Raw genomic sequence first — 18,771 nt, 5'->3', positions numbered from 1 at the left:
GTTTCTCCTTTTTTTGGTTTATCTTTGTACGTTAAATCAAGAGAAAGCGAAATAGAAATGACAGACAACATATCGGAGAAGAAAGAGCGTACAAACCCTTTCTTCCTGCCTTACAATACACCGCACGACACCGTGCCTTTCGACCGTATCACCCTTGCCGATTATGAAGAGGCGATGATGGAGGGTATCCGCCGTGAGGACGAACAGATTGAGAAGATCATCCATAACCCCGACGAACCGACCTTCGAGAACACCATCATACCGGAGGATGAAGTGAAGGGACGCAAGCATTATTATGATCTGCTGAACCGGGTGGAGAGCGTGTTCTTCAATATGCTGAGTGCCGAGACCAATGACGAGATGGATGCCCTGGCGCAGAAGATGAGTCCGATACTCACCCGGCACGCGAATGATGTCAGCCTCAATCCCAAGCTGTTCGAACGCATCAAGTACGTTTATGAGCATCACCGTGAACTGACACCGGAAGAGAACCGCCTGCTGGAGAACAGCTACGACGGCTTCGTACGCAGCGGTGCGCTGCTGGATGAGGCGGGGAAGAACCGTCTGCGCAAGCTCACGGAAGAGGCTTCCATGCTTTCTTTGCAGTTCTCACAGAACCTGCTGAAGGAGAACAAGGCCTATACGCTGCACATCCTTGATAAAAGACAGCTTGACGGTCTGCCCGACACGGCACGGGAAGCAGCGCACGAGGCTGCAAAAGAGCACGGACAGGAGGGATGGATATTCACTCTGGATGCACCGAGCTACGGACCGTTCATGATGTACAGTACGCAGCGCGAACTGCGCAAGGAGCTCTACATGGCCCGGAACACACTCTGCATAAAGGACAAGGAAACGAACAACCTCGAGGTATGCAGGCGGCTCGTCAATCTCCGCCGTGAGATGGCGCAGCTTCTGGGCTACGACACCTTCGCCGACTACGTGATGAAGCACCGCATGGCGACAACGGTCGAGAACGTCTACAAGCTGCTCGACGACCTCATTACGGCGTATAAGCCGGCAGCCATCAGAGAACGGGAGGAAGTGAAGGCACTGTCCCGTGAACTGGAGGGCGACGACTTCAAGATGGAGCCGTGGGATGCGGCTTACTATGGCCAGCAGCTGAAGAAGCGGAAGTTCGACCTCGACCCCGAGATGCTCCGCCCTTACTTCGAACTGGGCAACGTCATCAAGGGGGTCTTCGGGCTGGCTACACGCCTGTATGGGATTACTTTCAAAGAGAACAAGGACATACCGGTCTATCATCCTGACGTGAAGCCCTATGAAGTATTCGACAAGGACGGCAGCTACCTGGCAGTACTCTATGTCGACTTTCATCCGCGCAAGGGAAAACGGGACGGTGCCTGGATGACCGAGTTCCAGGGACAGTGGATTGAGCGGGACGGGACAAACGTACGTCCGCACACCTCGCTTGTAATGAATCTCTCCAAGCCTACCGAGGATAAACCGGCCTTGCTGAGGCTGGGTGAGGTGGAGACTTTCCTGCACGAGTTCGGGCACTCACTGCATGGGATGTTCGCCAACACCCGTTTCGAGAGTCTGTCGGGAACGAATGTCTGGTGGGACTTCGTGGAACTTCCTTCACAGTTCATGGAGAACTTCGCCGTAGAGAAGGACTTTCTCCGCACGTTCGCCTTCCACTATCAGACAGGGGAGGCGATGCCCGACGAACTGATAGACAAGATCGTGGCTAGCCGTACATTCGGTGCGGCGACGGCGTGTCTGCGGCAGGTCAGCTTCGGCCTGCTGGATATGGCTTACTACACGCAGAAAGATGCGTTTACCGAGGATATTATCCCATTCGAGAAGAAGGCATGGGCATCCGCCATCATCGACGAGCAGCGCATGGACACCTGTATGACGGTGCAGTTCTCCCACATTATGGCGGGTGGCTATGCTGCGGGTTATTACAGCTACAAATGGGCTGAAGTCCTTGACGCCGATGCTTTCAGCGTCTTCAAGAAAGAGGGAATCTTCAATCAGGCAACCGCCCGGCGGTTCCGTGACAACATCCTGTCACGCGGCGGAACGGAACATCCCATGACACTTTACAAGCGTTTCCGCGGACAGGAGCCGACAATTGATGCGCTGATGAAGAGAGACGGCATTTCCCGATAGCCTTCCCCCACCCCGTCACAGATAAAACTCCATCATCACAATGAACAGCGAACCTATCACCAGTCACGAAGCAGCCGCATCCCCCCTCATGAAGGGCAGGAGCAGGACCGCCGTCGATTACCGTTACCTCCGGATGGCACGCATCTGGGCAGAGAACTCCTACTGCAGACGCCGGCAGGTGGGGGCGTTGGTCGTGAAGGACAAGATGATCATCAGCGATGGTTACAACGGAACCCCGAGCGGCTTCGAGAATGTATGTGAGGATGAAGCCGGCGTAACGAAGCCTTATGTGCTCCACGCTGAAGCCAATGCCATCACGAAACTGGCACGGAGCGGCAACAACAGCGACGGCTCGACGCTTTACGTGACGGCATCACCGTGCATCGAGTGTTCGAAACTGATCATCCAGGCGGGCATCCGGCGTGTCGTCTATGCCGAGAAGTACCGGCTGATGGACGGGATTGACCTGCTGGAACGTGCCGGCATCGAGGTAGAGTTCCTTCGTCTTGAGGGACTTCCTCCAGACGATGTCCCTGAAGAGAAAAGACAAGATGAGGGCGGCAGATAACGTAGAAGGCGACACCATGGCAGCCGCCGCATCCGGCTGCACCGCCGGCCTACAGACCCTATCAGCCGTCATGCGCCTTCCACAAGCACGTTATCCAAGGCGCTTATAATCGGATATACAATAACAAGTAAATCAGCGAGCACCCTGTCCGCAAGTCCTCCTCTCTGGGAGGCATAGGGGTGGAGCTTTTATGAATCAAAACAAAACCAACCGTTTCATGCCGCTCCTGATGGCATTCTGTGTCGTCATCGGTATATTGATCGGCACTTTCTATGCCAATCACTTCTCGGGCAACCGATTGAACATCATCAACAGTGGAAGCAGCCGGCTAAGCAACCTGCTGCATATCATCGATGACCAGTATGTCGACTCGGTGAACATAGACGACCTTGTCGAGAAGGCCATCCCGGCCATCCTGTCCGAACTGGATCCGCACTCCGTCTATATCAGCGCAAAGGATGTGCAGCTCGCCACGGACGACCTCAAGGGTTCTTTCTCCGGAGTAGGTGTCGAGTTCATCATCCGCAATGATACGCTGCGGATACAGAATGTCATCAAGGGCGGGCCGGCTGACAAGGCCGGAATACTCGCCGGTGACAAGCTCGTCAGCATCAACGGCAAGGCTTTCGTCGGCAAGAATGTCACCAACGAGGAGGCCATGCACCGGCTGAAGGGACCTAAGGATTCCAAGGTGAAGATCGGTGTGAAACGGTACGGTGAACAGGGAGTGAAGGTGTTTACCGTGACACGTGGCGATGTCTCCGTCAAGAGTGTTTCGGCTTGCTATATGCTCAACGATTCAACAGGTTATATCCGCATCAAGAGCTTCGGCGAGCGTACCTATGCCGAGATGCTTGCGGCTCTGCAGACACTGAACATCCAGGGGGCTGACCATCTGGTCATCGACCTTCGCGACAATGGCGGAGGCATCCTGGAAGCCGCCGTGCAGATGGCCAATGAGTTCCTGCCCAAGAACCGGCTCATTGTCTATACGCAGGGACGGAAAAGCCCGCGCATCGACTATCGCAGTGACGGCAAGGGGAGTTATCAGCATATACCGATGGTCGTACTGATCAATGAGGGCTCCGCCTCGGCAGCAGAGATCTTTGCCGGAGCCATGCAGGACAACGACCGTGCCACGATTGTCGGCCGGCGTTCTTTCGGAAAGGGACTGGTGCAGCAGCAGATACAGTTCCCTGACGGCAGTATGATCCGTCTGACCATTGCCCGCTACTATACCCCCTCCGGCCGCTGCATCCAGAAACCGTTCAAGCCCGGCGACAACACCGACTATGAGAACGACCTTCTCATGCGCTATCAGCATGGAGAGTTCTTCTCGCAGGACAGCATCAAGCATGTCGGGCCGGCTTATCACACCCACAACGGGCGTACCGTCTACGGCGGTGGCGGCATCACGCCGGACATCTTCGTTCCGGAAGACACGACCAACATCACCTCCTATTACAAGGAGGCTGCCATGAGCGGACTGATGATGCAGTATGCCTTCAATTATACAGACCGCAACCGGAAGAAGCTCAATGAGTTCTCGGAGATGCGCCCGCTGGCGAACTATCTGAAGCGGCAGAACCTCGTGTCGGACTTCGCCGACTACGCAGAACGGAACGGGCTCCGCCGCCGCAACCTGATGATCATGCGTTCACACTCGCTTTTAGAAGAGTATCTGAACAGCAGGATCATCTATAACATGCTTGACGAACAGGCCTGGATAGAGTACGTCAATCTCGACGATGCGACTATCAAGTCGGCTCTCAACGTGTTCCGCAGTCCCTCTATTCTCATGATCATGTCGGGACAGAACGGCAGGACGAAACGTAAAGCACAATGAAATACTGAAGTCATGAAACATCCAGCTGAATCAAGTCCACCGGCATCCGGCACGCCGTCTGACGCTCCACTTCCGCCTGATCGGCTCCGGACAGGCACGCCTCTCTCCCCGAGAGAGGGGCTGGAGCAGGTCTCCAAGCAGGAACTCCGCCGTTATGTCCGCTCTCTCAAGAAGCAGTTTACAAACGAGGAACTGGTCGGCCAGTCGGCCTCCCTCGTCCGGCGCGTCCTGGCTCACCCCCGTCTGCGGGCGGCCGGAACCGTACTGCTCTACAATTCTCTGCCCGATGAGGTCTATACCCACACCCTCATCCGCCGCCTTCATGCCGAGGGAAAGAAGGTACTGCTCCCGGTAGTCATCAGCGATACAGAGATGGAGATACGCCATTACACCTCTCCCGCTTCTTTCAGGGAAAGTTCCTATGGCATTCTCGAACCTGTCGGCGAGGCCTTTACGGACTTCCCTTCCATCACTTTCGCATTGATTCCAGGGATGGCGTTCGATGCCGGACGCCACCGCCTCGGCCGTGGGAAAGGATATTACGACCGCTTCCTTCCCCTCCTCACCAATGCTTACAAACTCGGTATCTGCTTTCCGTTCCAGGCTCTTCCTTCCATCCCGACAGATGAACATGACCAGCTGGTGGATGAAGTGATTTACTGACAATAAGTACTGATAATAAGAATGTGTCAGACAGGCAATCAAGTCCTGAAGATTGCCTGTCTGACACATTTTTTTAGGAATCCGTCGCCTTACCTTATCTATCCCGGGGAAAAAGCCCCCCTGCGGAACGCTTCTCTCTGCTGTCTTTCATTCGCCTCGGCCTTTAACACAGGTCTTCTCCTGACGGCTTCTACCGGTCCTGTCAACCCATGCGGGACTGCCACGGCAACCTGCCGAAGGCGTACGAACAGACCTAACGACAGAAAGGCGGAGCCTTAGCCGATATGCAGGTGCCGCCTGACAGAGAAAATACAAAGACGGTGTATAAGCGGCTTCGGGTCTTCTTGCCCCTGTACGCCCGGCATGGCGTGCCGTACATGCTACCTACCGGTTGCGCAGTTCAACGACATACAGGTCTGACCAGATGGTTATATCCACCGTCAGGGAGACTCCCTCACGCTGGAAACGGAGAACATTCCGCGCCGGCTGGACATGCTGGAGCTGATAGCCGTGCGCCGTCAGCTCCTGTGTGAAGATACGATAGTAAGCCTTGTCCCAGAAGACGATCTGCAACGCCCCTGTCCTGTCGTCGATCACGGCGAGACTGCTGTTATCCTTCTTTGCAAAGAGGCGGTAAAGCGGTTGTCTGGCAGGGGCGAAATCCGTGTCGGGGGCGACGTGCCAGCCCCAGAGCCGGCGTGTGTCAGCAGCTTTGACAACCAGTTCCGTCTGAATCTGCCGGAGACCGTATTGGCTGAAGAGGTAAGGTGCGACGCTCCGCTTTCCTTTCTGCACCTGGTATTGCAGCAGGTCGATGACCGGCATCCGGAGCAAAGGAATGTTCCCCTGTGCGGGCATGCACAGAGGAATCATCAGCAAGAGGGCGAAGGAAAGGAGCCGCCGTCTCATGACAGTCCTTCCAACTCATTGAGCCAGTCGGTCGACATGGCATCCGACGGCATCCGCCAGTCGCCGCGCGGAGAAAGGCTCACACTGCCCACCTTCGGCCCGTCGGGCAGACAGGACCGCTTGAACTGCTGGGAGAAGAAACGGCGGAAGAAGATGCGCAGCCAATGCAGGATCACCCCGTCGGCATAGACACCCTGGAAGGTATTCTGCGCCAGCCAGTAAATCTTCGACGGACGGAAACCGCAGCGGAGGACATAGTAGAGGAAGAAGTCGTGCAGTTCATAGGGGCCGACGAGGTCTTCCGTCTTCTGGGCGATGTCGCCTTTGTCGTCGGCCGGTGTCAGTTCCGGCGAGATCGGCGTATCGACAATATCGTTCAGCGTCCTTCGGGAAGTCTCGTCCACACTGTTCTCCGCCACGTAACGGACAAGATACTGTGTGAGCGTTTTCGGCACACTCACGTTCACGGCATACATGCTCATGTGGTCGCCGTTGTAAGTACACCAGCCCAAAGCCAGTTCGCTGAGGTCGCCTGTACCGATGACAAGTCCGCCCAGCTGATTGCTCAGATCCATCAGGATCTGCGTACGCTCACGGGCCTGTGCATTCTCATACGTCACGTCATGCACGGCAGCATCATGTCCGATGTCCTTGAAATGCTGCAATACAGAAGCGGCGATATTGACTTCACGTATCGTGATGCCGAGGTTCTCCATGAGCGTCATGGCGTTGCGATAGGTACGGTCGGTCGTACCGAATCCCGGCATGGTGACTCCCACGATTCCCTTGCGGTCAAGTCCCAGCTTGTCGAAAGTCCTGACGGCAACGAGCAGGGCGAGCGTGGAGTCCAGACCGCCGCTGATGCCGATGATGACCGTCCGGCAGTTCGTATGGACCAGTCTTTTAGCCAGTCCGCTGACCTGGATGTTGAAGATCTCCTCGCAGACGTCTTTCATGTTCTCCGTGCCGGGAATGAACGGATGGGGCGTAAAGCGGCGTGTGAGCGTGAACTCACGCATGGGATTGGCCGGCGGCAGACAGTCCACCCGCATCCCCAGCTCTCCCGCCTGCCCTGTGATGCCAGCCAGCCCGGCTGCCACGGGACGCTGCGCATTGACGAAGGTACTGTTCGTGCGGCGTTCGCTGCGCAACCGTTCCACGTCGATCTCGGAGATGATCAGCTGTGCATCGAGCCGGAAACGGTCAGACTGCTCCAGCAGCGACCCGTTCTCGAAGATCAGGGCATTGCCACCGTAGACGACATCCTGCGTGCTCTCGCCGAAACCGCAGCTGCTGTAAACGTAACCGCTGATGGTACGCGCACTCTGCTGGGCAAGGAGCGACTTCAGGTAGGCATGCTTGCCAATGAGCTCGTCGCTGGCAGAGAGGTTGAAGATGATTTCCGCACCAGCCAGTGCGAGATGATTGCTGGGCGGTGTCGGCGCCCACACGTCTTCGCAGATCTCGATGGCGAACTTCGCCCCCTGTGCCGTACGGAAAATCTGCATGTCAGGAGTGACGAGGATGCGGTGACCGGCAAAGTGGATGCGCTGTGGGCGCAGGTCCTGTGAAGAGGCAAACCACCGCTTCTCGTAGAACTCGCTGTAATTCGGGAGGAACGTCTTGGCAACGATGCCCAGCAGCCTGCCCTGCTGGATGACCAGCGCACAGTTCAGGAGCAACGGCCCGACGGCGACCGGCGCACCGACGATGGCAGTGATGTCCAGCTGCCGGGTGAAGTCGAGGAGGGACAGGACCGCCTGCTCGGCATTGTCCAGCAACAGCTGCTGATGGAAGAGATCCTGACAGGAATAGCCTGTCAGCGACAGCTCGGGGAAGACAATGACCTCCACGCCTTTCCCTTCGGCGATCGCTATCTGCTTCTCCGTCTCGGCGAGATTGAACTTCGTGTCGGCGACCTTCACTGCGGGAATGGCTGCCGCGACCTTTATAAGACCGTACTTCATAAGACCGTTGTTTTATCTGATTGTTACCTGTGTGGCTCCATAGCCGTATTCGCGGAAGGATGCGTCCTGATAAGGATAACGCTTGTATCTGTAGTTCAGCTCGTGGATGATGGCATGGCGCAATACGCCTTCCCCTTTCCCGTGGATGAAGATGAGTTTCATGCCCGGCTGCGACTTGTACTGCTCAAGGGTCCGGCGGAACACCTCCAGCTGATAGTCCAGAATGTCGGCCGCCGACATGCCCGCCGTCGTTTCCAGCAACTGGCCGGCATGGAGGTCGATGACTATCTTGTCGGCATTGAGCACCTGCTTCGCCGGCTTCCTGCCTTCTCCGCCGTAACGCAGGGAAAGTTCTCCCTTCTTCTTCTCAAACGCCTCTCTGGCAATACGGCTCGGAGCAGGACTGCCGCCCTTCAGCTTCGCCGCCGCCTCGTCCTCCGGCCTGCTTGTCAGCGGTTCGAGCATCGGATGGCCGCCGGGTCTGTCTTTCTCTACCAGCGTATAGACCAGCGCCGGCTGCTCGAAGAACACGCTCTCACGGAAGGTGTTGAGTTTGTAGAACTTCACTGCATCTATGTTTACCTGGATGTCGCAGGCCGGCTTGAGCGTGAAGGGCCTGTCCTTCTTGTAAGCATGGAACTGGATGCAGCCGTGCAGCATGCCGTTGAGGTCGGCAAGCGTAAAGTCCTCGACAAGCAGTTTCATGTTCGGTTCCAGTTCGCCTGCCCTCTTGAGGTTCCACTGCTCCTCATCCTTCACGGCGTAGGCGAAGTGGATGTAATAGTTGGAATCGTTGACGAGATACGACTGGAAGCGGGTGGTCGAGAGGTTCTTTACATCAGCAGGCATGAAGGCCAGATAGACCGACAGTCCGTCGCCCCCCGCCCGTTCTTTCACCGGAGCCACAAAGTTGATGGAGGGGGCGTCGTCAGGCTGCGCATCGGCATCTGCCTCACGCCAGTTCTCTTCCGTCCCTTCTTCATCCGTGTCTGCGGCGGCAAGACGCTGCCTGATGCTGCGTCTGTCCTCACCTTTCTCTATCCTGCGCTGCTGCTGGTCGATACGCAATCTGGCACGATCGGCTGCGGTGTCTTCCACCACGACAACCTCACTGGCAGGTGTCGGTATCTGGAATCCGTCTTCGTCTTCGACCAGTACGAGCCGGCCTTTGAAACCTGCGATGACGCCACCGCCGGTATCACTCAGAAATCTGACTTTGTCTCCTATTTTCATGTCTTTACTGTTGTTTGAAATTAAATGGGCGGTACGACCGGTTCTGCAAGCCATACCTGCCGGTACGGAGCCGGCTGTCCAGAAGGCTGCGCCCGGCCGGTCCGCATCCCTGTCACCCACGGCCGGGAGTATTGTTCCCAACGGCCGGTACCCGCGTTCCCAACGTCCGGTACGCGTGTTCCCGACCGGTTGGGAATCTTCGTCCCGGCGGTGTCACGGAATCAGCAGGGACGAGTCGCCGTAGCTCAGGAAGCGGAATTCGTGGCTGAGCGCATAATCGTAGATCTTGCGCCAGTCGCCTTTCACGAAGGCACTGACCAGGAGCAGCAGCGTGGATTGCGGCTGATGGAAATTGGTCACAAGGATCTTCACAATCTTGTAGTCATATCCCGGGGCTATGATGATCTGTGTGCTTGAATGCAGCACGTCCAGGCCGTCTCTGTCCAGATAGGCGAGCAGCTGCCTGACGGCATCTTCTACGGTCACCGCCCTGCCGTCCACTTCCACCAGTCCCTCCGCATTATGCGGCAGGTCGTAAGGTTCCCATTGGTCGACATGGAGATCTTTCTCGGCCGCATCAGGATCTGACACGAGCTTGACACCCATGTAATAGAGGCTTTCCAGCGTGCGGACACTCGTCGTCCCTACGGCAATGGCACAGCAGCCGTGCTTCAGGAGCTTTTCCAAGGTCTGCCGGCGGACGACGACAAACTCTGTATGCATGCTGTGTCCTTCGATCTCACGGCTCTTCACCGGCTTGAAAGTGCCGGCCCCCACGTGGAGCGTCAGTTCCTCCCGGTCGATTCCGTGTCCGTCCAAGGATTTCAGCACCTTGTCCGTGAAATGCAGCCCTGCCGTCGGTGCGGCCACAGAGCCTTTGACCTTGGAGTAGACCGTCTGGTAAGTTTCCTTGTCACTCTCCTCGGTGGCGCGGTTGAGATAGGGCGGGATGGGCAGTTCGCCCACCGCTTCGAGGATTTCGGCAAACGACACGTTCGTATTGTCCCACTCGAAGCTGATCCAGTGATGGGTGCCGCCTGCCAGTTCCTGTTCCCTGCTGCGGTCCATGGCCGCCGTGAGCGTCAGCCTGTGTCCCTTGATCTCAAACACACGCTTCAGCGACCCCTCCTTCCATTTCTTGAGGTTGCCGACCATGCAGAGCCATGCACACGCATGGTTCGTCTGGAACATCAGTTCGTAGTCGGTAGGCCGGGCCGGCTCCATGAGGAACACCTCGATGAGGGCCCCCGTCTCCTTGCGGAAGTGCATGCGCGCCTGGATGACCTTCGTGTTGTTGAACACCATCAGCGCCCCTTCCGGCAGATATTCCGGAAGACGGTAGAATGTATCTTCCGACACCTCTCCATGCCTGTAAAGCAGGAGTTTGCTGTGGTCGCGCTCGGCCAGCGGGAACTTGGCGATACGACTGTCGGGAAGCGGATAACTGTAATCGGAAATGCAGATATGCTTTGTATCTTCAGCCATGATTTTCTGTTTATATGGATAAGACGGCACGGAAAGCCGCATAGATGAATGTCAGCAGGAGGATGCAGAGGACGGCGTCAACATCGGCGAAACTGTAACCTGTCCGCGTGTACTTGGTGGATATATAGTGCAGCTTGTCGCTGCACCGGATATAGAGGCGGCGGTACAGACCGTAGACGAACACGGCGACGGCCGAACCGGACAACATGCCGGTGAGGACATCGGAGGGATAGTGTACGCCGAGATAAAGCCGCGTGAGCGAGACGACGGTGCTCCATGCAACCAGGATGGCGGTGAAGAAGCGGTCGCGTACCAGCAGGGCGAAGAATACCGCCACGACAAAGGCGTTGGCCGCATGGGAGGAGAAGAAACTGTAACCCTCCGCCCGGTAGTGCTCCGCCGGAACGACAAGTCCTTGCAGGCCGGGGGCTTCCAGAGGCCGGAGCCGGGCAACGAAGGGCTTGACGAAAGCAAGATTGGCGCCGTCGACGATCATCAGCCCCAATGCTACCGCGCCGATGACGAGTACGATCTTGAGCCAGTTCTCATTGTTCTTGACGACCAGATAGAGCAGGGACACATAGAAGGCTATCCATGTGTAGGCGGATGTCAGCGTGAGCACAAAATAGTCCATGAAGAGGTTGCCGCTTCCATTGAAAGCGAGCAGCACCGTTTTGTCCAGTTCTTGCAGAGCGTCTAAATCCATCGTCCGGGTCTCCTGTGGAAATGTGTGTTAAATCGCCTCTATATGTCGGGTTCTGACCCATCCCTGCCGGCCGTCGCTCAGCTGGATCTCCGTCCACTGGCTCATGCTGTGGTCGATGATCCTGACCTTGGAGCCCTCATGCAGGATGAAGGCTTCAGCCGATTGCTGGTCGGGGGTCTTCCTCACAACGGCGGAGGACGACATGATGATGCCATGGTCGTCCGAATCCAGCAGATATACCTGCTGGACGGCAAAGAAAGTATCCAGCAGGAACAGGAAGAAGAAGACGGGCACCGCCGCCTTTGCCGCCTTGCGGAAGCTATCCGACTCGACGAAAAGGTAAACGACAAGGGCGGCGAGCGACAGGAACAGACAGGCAAGGCTCAGGAAAGCCCAGCAGTCCACGCTCAGGAAATTGACCAGCGCCTTGTACCACGTGACGAAGAACATCTCCGACTCCGGGGTCAGGTTGTCGATCGTCTTCGACTGTGCCAGCTGGAGATTGAAGCGGATATCCTCGTCGCTGGGGGCGAGGAGCTGTGCCCGCTCATAGGACAGGACGGCATGGGGGATGTTGTCAAGCCGGTAATAGCTGTTGCCGAGATTGTAATACAGGGCGGCCGATTCACCTTGCTTCAGCAGCTTCTCATAGCCTCTGACCGCCTGCTGGTAATTGCCTTTCTGATACATCTTGTCGACATCGGCCTTTGTCTGTGCAGAGAGCTGCAGGGAGCAGACCGACAGACAGACAAGAAGGAAGCAGAGATGCTTCTTCCTTGCGGGGGGATTCGTTCCTTTGATCGCCTCTTCCATGTCGGCGATCGCCTTCATGGCCGTGCCAAGTGTCCGTTTCATATTTCCTTTCTCATCGCCTGGAGCATACCGTTCGAACTCACATTCGTCAATGGCTGCAATGTAATTGCCGATGACCTCCTTCGATACGCTGATCTTGTCGAGCTGTCCGCTGATGTTGTCACGTGACAGCTGTTCAACCGGCAGGTTCAGTTTATCGGCGGCATACCCCCACAGGGTCTGCAGCACTTCGTCGTAGAACTCAAGGTTCTTGTTCTTCAACATCAGCAGCTCGGCTTCGTGCAGACGGCCGGAAGCGATGCGGTTGGCATTCTTCCCGCGCTTCAGCACCATGTCCACACGGTGGGCGAAACGGTCACGGTAGCAGAAAGAAAGGATGCCGCCCGTGCCCAGCAGCAGGATGAGGAGGACATAATAGACTGCCGAACCGAAGAAGAGGTTGCCGACCTTGTCGAGCGAGCTATCGCCTGTCTTCAGAGGCAATATGTCTTCGTTGGGCAGGTCGACAGACAGGATGTCCTTGGCAGTACCGTCGCCTCTTGCCACCTTCAGGTCCATGGGAGCGGTCTGGAGCGTGACGTATCTCTTCTGCGCCAGGTCGTAGTAGCACAGTTTTACGGGAGGAATGGAGACGACTCCTTCCTGACGGGGTACGACGACCTGATCGTAAATCATGTTGCCCTCCGCCCCTTTTGTGGTCAGCTGCGTCTTGTCGGTTGTCTTGACATCGTACGCTTCAAAGCCCTTGGGGAGCTGGATAACCGGCTGTCTGATCAGCTTCAGGTTGCCCGTTCCGCTGACCACCACACGGATGGTCACCGGGTCGCCAGCCTTCACCTCCTTCTTGTTGAGCTGGGCGGAGAGGTTGAAATGACCGACGCCGCCGGAGAAGTCGGCAGGCCGGGCTGGCAACGGAAGCACTTTGACAGACAGTCCCGGGGCGACGATGTTCTTCTTGATGTTCGTCGTCCCGCCGTCAATGCCGAATGCTTCAAACGGATTGAAGCCGTTGGACTCCTGGATGATGCCATGGAAAGTCAGGGAAGGGACCTTCAAAGTCCCGGTCATCTGCGGATACATGACGTATTCACTCCAGGTGACACAGTTATAGACCCGGTTTCCGACACGCTCCCGATGAAAGGTCTTCTGCTGGGGCAGGTCCACTTCCTGTACGAGGAAGCCGGCCAGGTCCGGCATCTTGCCCATCAGCTGTCGGAGATTCTTCGTCGTATAGACCTTATAGGTAAGCAATACCGGTTCCTGCTCGTAGACGGTGGTCTTGTTGGCACTCACCTTGATGAACAGGTCTTTGGACGAGATGGTGGTGGCCGGCGACCGTGGGTCGTCCTGCGGGTCATAATAGCCGCCGCCGGATGCCGCTCTCGATACATTCGCACTGCCGGATGCGCTGACCCTCACAGGGGTTGAGGCCAGCTCCTGTCCGTTTACGTTGATGCGGGCAGGCCCGATGCTCAGCATTCCTTTCCTTGTCGCCACGAAGACATAGGTGAACGAGACAGAAGACGAGCTGCTCGCATGGCCGTCGATGAACTGGAAGTTGGATTGGGAGGAGGTCGCCGGGCCGTAAACTTTCTCAAGGCCGCCCGACAACTTCCCCAGCTGGAACCGATGGATGTCCTGCGTATATACGGTATATTCAACCTGAAATTCCTCGCCCACCGCCACGTGTTTGGGTGCCGTCACCCGTACACGCTGCGCCTGCATGGTGCAGACACTCAACAATACGAGAAACAAAAATATATATCGTTTCATATCTTCAATATTACCAGTTCTTTTCGAGTTTTCTGTCAGAAGGCTGCCGCATTGCCTTGGACAACCGTTCCTGCGTTTCCTTTTCCTGCTGTCTGGCAGCATTGAGCAACTGCTCGGCATTGTCCTTGCTCATACTCTGATCATCCTGCTGGCGGTTGTTCTTCTGATTCTTGTTCTGCTGCTTTTGATTCTTGTTCTGCTGCTTGTCTTTCTTCTTGTCGGATTTGTTCTTCCCGCCGCCGGAGGACTGCTTCTGCTTCTGCTGCCGTCGCTGCTGGCGTTGACACAGTTCAAGGTTGTAACGCGCATTCCTGTGATGAGGATTACGCCGCAAAGCGTTCTTGTAGGCTTCTATGGCCTTGGCATACTCTTTCTCTCCCTGAAAGACAGTTCCGAGATTGTTATAGCTGCTCGCCTGACGGACGGGATCCTTCTCCAGCCGTGCCGCCTTCTCATACTGTTTCCGGGCTTCATCATTCTTCTTCTGCGCCTGCAGGCTTCTGCCCAGATTGTAGCCGGCAATTGCATTGCCGGGATCTTTGTCGACAGCCTTCCGGTAAAGTACTTCCGCCTGCGCATAGCGCTTCGAGGAGAAAAGTCTGTTGCCTTCCCTTGTAAGCTGGCTGGCAGTCTGTCCCTTGGCCGAGACAAGTACCATCAGCAGATAGATTATGAAATAAAGTCGTCTTGCCATTACTTTTCAACTTTTCTTTCTTTCAAGTACCAGAACATCAACCATGAGCAGAATGACGGCAAGGAGCGCCAGAGCCTGGAACTGCTCGTCGAAATCGCTGTAAACCACGTTGTTGATCTCCCCTTTCTGCAGTTTGCCGAGTTCTCTTCCGAGGACGGCGTCCGCCACGTTGCTGTTGTCTACATGGACATATACCCCCTGTCCGGCTGCGGCTATCTGCCTGCACATCTCTTCATTGAGATGCGTCTTCACGGGTTCACCGTCCGATGTCTTCAGCTCACTTCCGTCAGGCATCGGGATGACAGCTCCCTGCCTGGAGCCGATTCCCAGGATGAAGACCTTGATGCCTTTGCTCCGTGCCTGTTTCGCCATCGCCTCTGCACCGCCCTCATTGTCTTCACCGTCTGTAATCAGGATGATTGCCTTGCCCGCTTTCGAGTTCGGCGTAAAACTGTTGGCGGCAAGCTGGAGCGCCTTTCCGATGTCTGTCCCCTGTGTGCCGATCAACGAAGGGTTGATGTTGTCCAGGAACATCTTGGCGGACACATAGTCGCTTGTTATCGGAAGCTGCACGAAAGCCTCACCTGCAAAGACAATCAGTCCGATCTTGTCTTCGCTGAATCTGCTCATCAGGTTCTCCACCAGCAGTTTGCTCTTTTCCAGACGAGAGGGTGCCACGTCTTCGGCAAGCATGGAGTTGCTGATGTCCAGTGCGATGATCGTCTCTATCCCTTCCCGATGCTTGTTGGTGGCGAGTTTGCTGCCGATCTGCGGACGGGCGATAATCAGTACGAGCAGCAGCAGGATCCCTTCGGACAGTATGAATTTGATCCACATCCTCCTCAGGCTTTTCATCGGAGAAAGCTGGCGTATAAGTGCCGGGTTGCCGAATCTCCTTATTCTCCGCCCGTATTTACGCACAGAATACAAGTAGATGACTGCTGACAACGGGACCAGCAGCAACAGCCACAGATATATGGGATTGTCAAATCTAAACATGCTTCAATCAATCTTGTTAGACAGGTACACGAATGCGATTCGGGACAGACAGGCAGAGAGCCTCACGGCAGCCGCCTGAATACGGTCCACCGGAGCAGCAGTTCCAGACAGAAGACAATCAGCGCCAGCCAGGCAAAAGGTATGTAAGCCTCGTGCAGGCGGCTGTAAGACTTCATGTTCATCTTCGTCTTCTCGAGTTTGTCTATATCCTGATAGATTCTCGACAGCTCCGCCTGGCTCTGCGCCCGGTAGAACTCGCCGTTTGTCGATACGGCGATGTTCTGCAGCGCCCTGTAGTCGATGGCTCCGATCTCTTCTCCCGTCTCCCTGCCGAAGCCGATCGTGTAGACCCTGATGCCGAACTTCTTTGCTATGGCGGCGGCGGTCATCGGCGATATAGAACCGACGTTGTTGCTGCCGTCGGTCAGCAGAATGACGATCTTGCTCTTGGCTTTCGAATCCTGCAGACGGCTGACAGCATTTGCCAGTCCCATGCCGATGGCGGTCCCGTCTTTCATCAGACCGCTTGTGACGAGGTCTGGACGGACGTTATGGAGAAGATTCAGAAGAGCCGCATGGTCAAGTGTCATAGGACATTGGGTGAACGCCTCACCGGCGAAAATCGTCAGCCCGATGTTGTCGTTGGGACGGCTGCTGATGAACTCGGAGGCCACTTCCTTGGCGACGGCCATGCGGTTCGGGTACACGTCATCCGTCAACATGCTTGCCGACACATCCATCGTCAGCATAATATCGATGCCTTCCGTCTCCTTGTCATCCCATGCGTCATAGGTCTGCGGGCGTGCCAGAACAATGACGGTCAGCGCATAGACCATGCACCACAGCACCATAGGGAGGTGGATCATCCTCACCCTCCAGCTTCTGGGAGCATGCTGATAAGCGAAAGTGTCGCTCAGCCGCATCGTCGGTTCTTTCCCTTTACCACGGAGGAAATACCATAACAGGTACGGTATCAGCAAAAGCAGTAAAAGGAGGTATCCACTATTGGCAAATTCCATTTCTACATTCTCTTTTTAATATCACATCAGTAGTGCATAGGCTTCAGAAGCGGTGTAGAGGAGCAAAGCCACAGAGGCGGCAACGAGCAGTCCTATCGCCAGTCTGAGCACCTTGCGGGAACGGCTGTCCCTTGCCTCCTCCCCGCCGTCTGCGCCTGTAACGGCCGCTGGGATCTCTTCCTTCTTTGTCCTTTCGATGAACCGGACGACACTGTCCAGATAGAAGTCCATTTCATTCTCCCCCGTCGAGTATTTGGCAAACTTCACGAGGTCGGCCGTGTCGAACACCTCCCGCAACCCGGCGACATCCGCCTCGCTGCACTGCCCGTCCAGACTCTCCAGTATATCGCCGGAAGTCATTTCCAGCGCATTGATTCCGAAACGCTGCGCCAGATAGGTTCTGAGGGCAAGCGTCACATCCGTATAGTATGCCTTCTGCTCGGCATACATACGTTTCCTGGCCCGTATCTCCTCCAGTTCCAGCCTTGCTTTTTCATAGGGGGACAATATACGCTGGTGCTTCTGCCGTGTCCGACCGATCTTCCTGTTACGGAGAATCCTGTAAAGACAGAACGCCACGCCCAGCAGGACAAGTGCCAATGCGCCCAGCAGCATCACCGGCAGCCATTCGCCCCATGAGAAAGGAACCTGCTGGATGTCATCGGGCGGCATCGGCGTGTTCCGTACCGTATCAACAGGAATGGTGCGGACTTCCAGTACAAGGGGCCGGGTCCTGTCCGCCTTCCCGTTCACGACAATCTCCTGTGCCGGAATCGTGTATCGTTTCGCCTCCCATGCCGTCAGCGTATAGATACGTCTTACAAGCTGGTGCCCCGACCGCTCGGCTGTGCTGCTGCTGCCTTTCAGAATCTCTATGCCGGGGGCGACGGGCTTCGTGCGGGTGTAGTTCGGAAAAAACACTTTCGCCCCCCGGGGTGCATCCGCCTCAATGACGAGGTGTGCCTGCCCGCCGATCAGTATCCGGGCCGTATCGAGACTTGCCTTGACACCGGTCTGCGCCTGACAGACCGCCGTCAGGGCGAGCAACGTGATTATGACTATATATTTCCTCATCGGCTTCTCTTTTCAAACAGTGTCATCAGCATCTTCACGTAATCATCATCCGTTGCCACGGCCATGCTGTCCACACGGCTCTGGAACAAGGTCTCATGAAGCCGCTGCTCCCTTTCCTCCCAATACGCATTGTGCTTTCTCCGCAGGCGGATGTCATGCGTGTCAATATACATCTCATGCCCCGTCTCGGCATCCACGACCTTCATCAGTCCCACGTCAGGCATCTCCTTCGCCCGGGGGTCGTACACCTGAATCGCCACGACATCATGCTTCTTGCTGGCTATACGGAGTTCCTGGCTGAAATCCTTTCGGGTATAGAAGTCGCTGATGACAAAGGCCGTGCAGCGCCGCTTCATCACCTTGTTGAGGCATTCCAGACCGGTGCCGACATCCGTCTTCCTGCTTTCAGGCGTGAAGGTGAGCATCTCACGGATAAGATAAAGGATGTGCTTCCGTCCTTTCTTCGGGGCAATATACTTCTCGACATGGTCGGAGAAGAAGATAATCCCTATCTTGTCGTTGTTCTGGATAGCCGAGAAAGCCAGCGTCGCGGCGATCTCCGTGGCACATTCCCGCTTCAGCTGGCCGGTGGTACCGAAGTCGAGCGAACCGCTGACATCTATCAGCAGCATCACCGTCAGCTCCCGTTCCTCCTCGAAGACCTTGACGTAAGGCCGGTGGAAACGCCCCGTGACATTCCAGTCAATATCCCGCACATCATCGCCGTACTGATACTCGCGCACCTCCGAGAAGGCCATGCCGCGCCCCTTGAAGGCAGAGTGATACTGCCCCGCAAAGATGTTCTGGCTCAGTCCCAATGCCTTGATTTCGATCTTACGGACCTTTTTCAGCAATTCAGTCGTATCCATATACAATGATGATA

At 56.0% G+C, this 18,771-nt stretch carries 15 protein-coding genes; 4 read left to right on the top strand and 11 right to left on the bottom strand.

The genetic code is table 11. The annotated features are described in order from the left end of the window. The first annotated feature begins 57 nt into the window (after positions 1-57). From HMPREF9141_RS08800 to HMPREF9141_RS08785, 4 genes are all read left to right on the top strand, one after another. Positions 58-2,139 carry a M3 family metallopeptidase gene (locus HMPREF9141_RS08800; RefSeq protein ID WP_007368348.1) on the top strand — a complete coding sequence of 694 codons (2,082 nt, stop codon included), beginning with the start codon at positions 58-60 and terminating at the stop codon, positions 2,137-2,139. Between the two features lie 40 nt (positions 2,140-2,179). Continuing rightward, on the top strand, positions 2,180-2,707 hold the full coding sequence (locus tag HMPREF9141_RS08795) for a dCMP deaminase family protein (RefSeq protein WP_007368347.1): 528 nt from the start codon (positions 2,180-2,182) through the stop codon (positions 2,705-2,707). A 190-nt stretch (positions 2,708-2,897) separates the two neighbouring features. Continuing rightward, positions 2,898-4,553 carry a S41 family peptidase gene (locus tag HMPREF9141_RS08790; protein ID WP_007368346.1) on the top strand — a complete coding sequence of 552 codons (1,656 nt, stop codon included), beginning with the start codon at positions 2,898-2,900 and terminating at the stop codon, positions 4,551-4,553. A gap of 12 nt (positions 4,554-4,565) precedes the next feature. Beyond that, positions 4,566-5,216, top strand: coding sequence for a 5-formyltetrahydrofolate cyclo-ligase (locus HMPREF9141_RS08785; protein WP_007368345.1), 651 nt, complete (start codon positions 4,566-4,568; stop codon positions 5,214-5,216). A 384-nt stretch (positions 5,217-5,600) separates the two neighbouring features. Here the strand turns inward: HMPREF9141_RS08785 and HMPREF9141_RS08780 are convergent, their stop codons facing one another. From HMPREF9141_RS08780 to HMPREF9141_RS08730, 11 genes are all read right to left on the bottom strand, one after another. Then, positions 5,601-6,125: a hypothetical protein gene (locus tag HMPREF9141_RS08780; RefSeq protein WP_007368344.1), complete on the bottom strand. Its 525-nt coding sequence runs from the start codon at positions 6,123-6,125 to the stop codon at positions 5,601-5,603. Continuing rightward, positions 6,122-8,092, bottom strand: a complete 1,971-nt coding sequence (locus HMPREF9141_RS08775) for an NAD(+) synthase (protein ID WP_007368343.1) — start codon at positions 8,090-8,092, stop codon at positions 6,122-6,124. Before HMPREF9141_RS08775 ends, HMPREF9141_RS08780 begins: the two co-directional genes overlap by 4 nt. Before the next feature lie 12 nt (positions 8,093-8,104). Then, entirely contained in the window at positions 8,105-9,325 is a 1,221-nt protein-coding gene (locus HMPREF9141_RS08770; RefSeq protein WP_040554740.1) for a DUF2027 domain-containing protein, read from the bottom strand. 213 nt (positions 9,326-9,538) lie between these two features. After that, positions 9,539-10,810: an S-adenosylmethionine:tRNA ribosyltransferase-isomerase gene (locus HMPREF9141_RS08765; protein ID WP_007368341.1), complete on the bottom strand. Its 1,272-nt coding sequence runs from the start codon at positions 10,808-10,810 to the stop codon at positions 9,539-9,541. 10 nt (positions 10,811-10,820) lie between these two features. Then, positions 10,821-11,516, bottom strand: coding sequence for a phosphatase PAP2 family protein (locus HMPREF9141_RS08760; protein WP_007368340.1), 696 nt, complete (start codon positions 11,514-11,516; stop codon positions 10,821-10,823). 27 nt (positions 11,517-11,543) lie between these two features. After that, entirely contained in the window at positions 11,544-14,102 is a 2,559-nt protein-coding gene (locus tag HMPREF9141_RS08755; protein WP_007368339.1) for a BatD family protein, read from the bottom strand. A 10-nt stretch (positions 14,103-14,112) separates the two neighbouring features. After that, entirely contained in the window at positions 14,113-14,796 is a 684-nt protein-coding gene (locus tag HMPREF9141_RS08750) for a tetratricopeptide repeat protein (RefSeq protein WP_007368338.1), read from the bottom strand. 6 nt (positions 14,797-14,802) lie between these two features. Then, positions 14,803-15,795 carry a VWA domain-containing protein gene (locus HMPREF9141_RS08745; RefSeq protein WP_007368337.1) on the bottom strand — a complete coding sequence of 331 codons (993 nt, stop codon included), beginning with the start codon at positions 15,793-15,795 and terminating at the stop codon, positions 14,803-14,805. A gap of 62 nt (positions 15,796-15,857) precedes the next feature. Next, positions 15,858-16,814: a vWA domain-containing protein gene (locus HMPREF9141_RS08740; protein WP_007368336.1), complete on the bottom strand. Its 957-nt coding sequence runs from the start codon at positions 16,812-16,814 to the stop codon at positions 15,858-15,860. Positions 16,815-16,835: 21 nt separating this feature from the next. Next, positions 16,836-17,888: a BatD family protein gene (locus HMPREF9141_RS08735; protein ID WP_007368335.1), complete on the bottom strand. Its 1,053-nt coding sequence runs from the start codon at positions 17,886-17,888 to the stop codon at positions 16,836-16,838. Then, positions 17,885-18,757 carry a DUF58 domain-containing protein gene (locus HMPREF9141_RS08730; RefSeq protein ID WP_040554739.1) on the bottom strand — a complete coding sequence of 291 codons (873 nt, stop codon included), beginning with the start codon at positions 18,755-18,757 and terminating at the stop codon, positions 17,885-17,887. Before HMPREF9141_RS08730 ends, HMPREF9141_RS08735 begins: the two co-directional genes overlap by 4 nt. Between the last annotated feature and the right edge of the window lie 14 nt (positions 18,758-18,771).

This window comes from Prevotella multiformis DSM 16608 (assembly GCF_000191065.1).
Taxonomy (GTDB): domain Bacteria; phylum Bacteroidota; class Bacteroidia; order Bacteroidales; family Bacteroidaceae; genus Prevotella; species Prevotella multiformis.
Note: the sequence above shows the minus strand (reverse complement) of the source record. Positions and strands in the feature narration are given on the sequence as shown.

Excerpts from the sequence above, each read along its gene's own strand:
- HMPREF9141_RS08800 (WP_007368348.1), top strand. The coding sequence starts at position 58 with ATGACAGACAACATATCGGAGAAGAAAGAGCGTACAAACCCTTTCTTC.
- HMPREF9141_RS08795 (WP_007368347.1), top strand. The coding sequence starts at position 2,180 with ATGAACAGCGAACCTATCACCAGTCACGAAGCAGCCGCATCCCCCCTC.
- HMPREF9141_RS08790 (WP_007368346.1), top strand. The coding sequence starts at position 2,898 with ATGAATCAAAACAAAACCAACCGTTTCATGCCGCTCCTGATGGCATTC.
- HMPREF9141_RS08785 (WP_007368345.1), top strand. The coding sequence starts at position 4,566 with ATGAAACATCCAGCTGAATCAAGTCCACCGGCATCCGGCACGCCGTCT.
- HMPREF9141_RS08780 (WP_007368344.1), bottom strand. The coding sequence starts at position 6,125 with ATGAGACGGCGGCTCCTTTCCTTCGCCCTCTTGCTGATGATTCCTCTG.
- HMPREF9141_RS08775 (WP_007368343.1), bottom strand. The coding sequence starts at position 8,092 with ATGAAGTACGGTCTTATAAAGGTCGCGGCAGCCATTCCCGCAGTGAAG.
- HMPREF9141_RS08770 (WP_040554740.1), bottom strand. The coding sequence starts at position 9,325 with ATGAAAATAGGAGACAAAGTCAGATTTCTGAGTGATACCGGCGGTGGC.
- HMPREF9141_RS08765 (WP_007368341.1), bottom strand. The coding sequence starts at position 10,810 with ATGGCTGAAGATACAAAGCATATCTGCATTTCCGATTACAGTTATCCG.
- HMPREF9141_RS08760 (WP_007368340.1), bottom strand. The coding sequence starts at position 11,516 with ATGGATTTAGACGCTCTGCAAGAACTGGACAAAACGGTGCTGCTCGCT.
- HMPREF9141_RS08755 (WP_007368339.1), bottom strand. The coding sequence starts at position 14,102 with ATGAAACGATATATATTTTTGTTTCTCGTATTGTTGAGTGTCTGCACC.
- HMPREF9141_RS08750 (WP_007368338.1), bottom strand. The coding sequence starts at position 14,796 with ATGGCAAGACGACTTTATTTCATAATCTATCTGCTGATGGTACTTGTC.
- HMPREF9141_RS08745 (WP_007368337.1), bottom strand. The coding sequence starts at position 15,795 with ATGTTTAGATTTGACAATCCCATATATCTGTGGCTGTTGCTGCTGGTC.
- HMPREF9141_RS08740 (WP_007368336.1), bottom strand. The coding sequence starts at position 16,814 with ATGGAATTTGCCAATAGTGGATACCTCCTTTTACTGCTTTTGCTGATA.
- HMPREF9141_RS08735 (WP_007368335.1), bottom strand. The coding sequence starts at position 17,888 with ATGAGGAAATATATAGTCATAATCACGTTGCTCGCCCTGACGGCGGTC.
- HMPREF9141_RS08730 (WP_040554739.1), bottom strand. The coding sequence starts at position 18,757 with ATGGATACGACTGAATTGCTGAAAAAGGTCCGTAAGATCGAAATCAAG.